The organism is Fusibacter sp. (assembly GCF_057447755.1).
On record NZ_JBVBZF010000273.1, the window covers coordinates 1 to 4,734 of the forward strand.

Genomic DNA, 4,734 nt, shown 5'->3' on the forward strand with positions numbered 1-4,734 from the left:
ACCGGTGCACTTAAGGTTACACCTGCTCATGATCCAAACGATTTTGAAATTGGTATGAGACACAATTTAGAACAAATTAACATCTTTAATGAGGATGCAACCTTAAATGAAAATGCTGGTAAATACAAGGGGATGGATCGTTACACTTGCCGTAAGGAAATCGTTAAGGATTTAGAAGCGGAAGGTTTCCTAGTTCAAGTAAAAGACCACCCGCATAATGTTGGAACTTGCTACAGATGTAATACAGTAATCGAGCCAAGAGTTTCAGACCAATGGTTCGTTCAAATGGCACCTCTGGCAGGCCCTGCTATGGATGTTGTAAAAGACAGCACGCTTAAAATCGTTCCAGATCGTTTTACAAAAGTTTACATGCATTGGCTTGAAAACATCAGAGACTGGTGTATTTCAAGACAGTTGTGGTGGGGACATAGAATTCCTGCATTCTATTGTGAATCTTGTCCAGAAATGATTGTGGCATCTGAAATGCCAGATGTTTGTCCTAAGTGTGGTGGAACCCACTTCAGACAGGATGAAGACGTTCTCGATACTTGGTTTAGTTCTGCCCTTTGGCCGTTCTCTACATTGGGCTGGCCAGACAAAACACCTGAGCTTGATTACTTCTATCCAACAAATGTACTCGTAACAGGCTATGATATCATCTTTTTCTGGGTTATCAGAATGGTTTTCTCTGCACTGGATGAAATGGGGGAAGTACCTTTTGAACATGTGTTTTTACATGGTCTTGTGAGAGACGCTCAAGGCAGAAAGATGAGTAAGTCATTAGGAAACGGCGTTGACCCACTGGATATCATTGATCAATATGGTGCAGATGCCCTTAGATTTATGCTTGCAACAGGCAATAGCCCAGGCAATGATTTGAAGTTCCAAATTGAAAGAGTAGAATCTTCTAGAAACTTTGCCAACAAATTATGGAATGCTTCAAGATTTGTAATCATGGGACTTGAAGACAGTGAAATGACTCTAACGGGGAATGAGACCTTAACACTTGCAGATAAGTGGATTCTTTCAAGACTCAATACAGTGACAAAAGAAATTACTGTAAGCCTTGACAAGTTTGAACTTGGCCTTGCCGCAAATAAAATTTATGAGTTCACATGGAACGAATACTGTGACTGGTACATCGAACTTGCTAAGAAGAGACTTTATGGTGAAGATCCAGTAGCAAAACAAACAGTTCAAAAAGTATTGATTACAGTCCTTAAAGATATTTTAAGACTGCTACATCCATTTATGCCATTTATTACGGAAGAAATCTGGACCCATATGCCGAATACTCAGACCTTACTTGTTACAGATGTATGGCCGGTTCAGGATGAAAAATGGCTTGATGAAGCTTCAGAGAAACAAATGGAGCTCGTTATGGAAGCCATTAAAAACTTAAGAAATGTTAGAGCTGAGATGGATGTTGTGCCATCACGAAAAGCGAAGTGTATGATTGTTGCGTCTGATGCTGAAGTGGGTAAATGCTTACTTGAAAATGCAGAGTATTTGATTACGCTTGCGTCGTGCTCAGAGGTTGCTTTAACGGCTGATAAGAATGAAATTCCAGAAGATGCCGTGTCCACAGTAGTATATGGGGCAGAACTCTTCTTGCCGCTCGCAGACCTTATTGACTTTGAAAAGGAAATGGAAAGACTTAAAAAAGAGAAAAGCAAGCTAGAAGCTGAAGTTGACCGTGTTGCCAAAAAGCTCTCAAATGAAGGCTTTGTAAGAAAAGCACCTCCAGCTCTAATTGAAGAAGAAAAAGAGAAGCAAGCAAAATTTATTGAAATGTTAGCAGCTGTAAATGAGCGTATTGAAGCAATTGGGAAAAAACTCTAGACTGCTTGTCCATTAGACCAATAAGAAAAAGAGGAAACCAAATGAAAATGACAATAGAAGAGGCAATGTCTTATATACATGGGACCTATAAATTTGGTAGCAAATTGGGACTCGAAAATATTAGATATTTACTTCAGAAATTAGATAATCCCCAAAAGTCACTTAAGTTCGTACATGTTGCAGGGACCAATGGAAAAGGGTCCACGAGTTCATTTATCGCAAATGTTTTAATTGAGGCAGGGTATAAAACTGGACTATATACGTCGCCTTTCATAGAAGTATTTAATGAGAGAATGAGGATCAATGGGATTTACATCACTGATGAGGAACTCTCTGAGTTAACGGGTGAAGTGAAGATTGCAATTGATGAGATGCTCTCAGAGGGTTGTAACCATCCCACTGAATTTGAGGTAGTCACTGCAATTGCGATGCTCTATTATAAGCGACACCAATGTGATGTGGTGGTCCTTGAAGTGGGACTTGGTGGCAGACTGGATGCCACCAATGTAATAGAGACCCCACTTGTTTCTGTGATAACACCACTTTCACTTGATCACACAGATTACCTTGGCAATACGCTTGCAGAAATTGCAAACGAGAAGGCTGGCATTATTAAACCGAAGGGCATTACAGTGTGTCATCCTCAACCGGTAGAAGCAATGGAAGTGATTCGTAAAATCAGTGAAAAACAGGGCAACCTTTTGATTGAAGCACCAGTTGAAAAAGCGAGAATGATTAGAGATGAAATTCTTGGATTGGCATTTGAATATGAAGGCATTCAATATCAGTTAAAAATGATTGCGCCTTACCAAATGCATAATGCTGTTGTGGCGATAGAAGCGCTTAAACTTTTAAAAGAGAAACATGGCTTTGACTTTACTGAAGTTATGTTGGTTAAAGGAATCAACGATACCCGCTGGTTAGGCCGTCTTGAAATTTTAAGAGAATCACCAATGACCATTATTGATGGTGCACATAATACCCATGGTATAAGGGGATTGAGTGAAGCGGTTCAAACACTCTTCAAAAATGAAAAAATTACAGCTATTCTGGGGATTTTAGAAGATAAGGATATTAAGGGGATGCTAGATGAAATCTGTCCTCATATTCATAATGTAATTGTCACAAAACCGAATAATCCAAGAGCCCTATCAGCTTTTGAACTCTCAAAAAGACTCGAGGCATATGAACACCTTGAAATTTTATATGTGGACGATCAAATTGAGAATGCCGTCGCCTATGCAGAAACACATAAGGATGAACTTGGGGTTATGATTTACTTTGGTTCACTTTATATGATTGGTGAGGTAAGAACGAAAATTTTAAATAAAAAATTTTGAGCCGTTTAGGATAAAGAAAAAGCCTTCCTGTAGTTATTATATACAGGAAGGCTTTTTTATTTAAATTCAGTTATGGCGCGGATGCCAATGTTTGAGCTTGAGCGCTCGGCACCAATATCAGTAAAGCCGTAGTATTCTGGGTCTGGTGAAATATAGCTTTCATTCAAGTTGCCAGTGATGACATATTGGATATCTGGATATGGTGCTTCAAGTGGGACCAAAAAGATGGTGTCATCATTTTCAAAAGTGACAGCAATTGAAAATGGTTTCTCAGGTTCTAATTTAATTGGATTTGTCAAAGTAACGGTATGATAACCCGGCAATGATGCAGTGCCTGAAGCGATCTCTTTCATATCCAGATATGAGGAGTCTGGAACACCGGTGTTTGCAAATGAGACTTTAAACTTGACGTCTAGAGAATTTGTATAAAATCCAACACTTGTAAGATATTCAGAGCTTGTTGTTTTAGGACTTGAAGTAAACACGTTAAGTCCTGTAGCTTGATAGTAATCAGTATAACCTTCAAAGTGCGTTACACCAGTATCATTGTAAAAGTATTGCTTTTTATTATTGGTAAGCTTTTGAATTGAAGTTATTGCAGTTGCTTTATCCAAAATATGTGCATCTTCATATGAAACATAGAAGAGTCCATTTTCACCCCAATTATTTCCCCAACTATTTTGAACAATGAATGCACCATCTTTACTTGGTGAGGCATTAAAGTCATCTTTTGAATAATCATCATCCCATCCGACTATAACGATATCATGAGTTGGTGGTGAATCAAAATCGTTATTATAAAAACCAAAAGTGGATTCATTATAGTAATTTTTATTTTCATCATAGCCAATGGAAGATTGTGCAGCACCAAATTCGTAAACAGCATATTTAATAGCATCTAAATTATTTTCAATTTCAATATAATCAGAGATTACGTATTCAGGTTTAATATCTTTACGAGTGATGCCATCACCAAAATGATCGTTTGGATCAACAATAGGTCCAAGCCAGTTATTATAATATGATGTTGCAACATCAATATAGCCACCAGAATCATAATTCACATTTATTGGTGCATTAAGAATTAAATGGTCTTCAGAAAAATCAAGATAGACTTGATATTGTTTTGCTAATGAAAGTTCAAATAGTGTGTTTGCGGCAAATGCCCAACATGTACTTGAATCTCCTTGATCTCTTACAAATAATGAGTTAACATTTGATCCCATGCTATTATAGGTGTTAAAACGAGCTGGCAAATTGACTGTATAATCCAAAAAATTAATATTTGATAGAGTTTGATTTTCAACTTGATTTACCGACGAGTATGCATTTGTTTCCTTTGACGGACTATTACCTGCTGGTGATGAGGCTTCAGCACTATTATCTATAGATGCATCGTAATTTGTGGTGGAAGTCACGTTACCATTTGAGCTGATTTTAAGCCCCTCTACAGTATCAAATGAATATTGCCAGCCAAAATTTTCAACAGCAAATCGCCATGTTAAAGGGAAATATGTGATGCCCTTATAATTTAAAAGGGGATAGGTCTCAT

Annotated in this window: 3 protein-coding genes; 2 read left to right on the forward strand and 1 reads right to left on the reverse strand. The window is 37.8% G+C overall.

Annotation, left to right across the window (positions count from 1 at the left end; all coding sequences use genetic code 11):
- Positions 1–1,842, forward strand: a 1,842-nt coding sequence (locus tag AC220I_RS18285; protein ID WP_486725303.1) for a valine--tRNA ligase, incomplete at its 5' end; no start/stop codon positions are given.
- A 41-nt stretch (positions 1,843–1,883) separates the two neighbouring features.
- On the forward strand, positions 1,884–3,182 hold the full coding sequence (locus AC220I_RS18290) for a bifunctional folylpolyglutamate synthase/dihydrofolate synthase (protein ID WP_486725304.1): 1,299 nt from the start codon (positions 1,884–1,886) through the stop codon (positions 3,180–3,182).
- Between the two features lie 56 nt (positions 3,183–3,238).
- On the opposite strand, the gene AC220I_RS18295 is transcribed toward AC220I_RS18290, so the two are convergent.
- On the reverse strand, positions 3,239–4,734 hold a 1,496-nt coding region (locus AC220I_RS18295; RefSeq protein ID WP_486725305.1), incomplete at its 5' end, for a C1 family peptidase.

Coding starts and splice junctions, on each gene's coding strand:
- AC220I_RS18290 (WP_486725304.1), top strand. CDS start 1,884: ATGAAAATGACAATAGAAGAGGCAATGTCTTATATACATGGGACCTAT.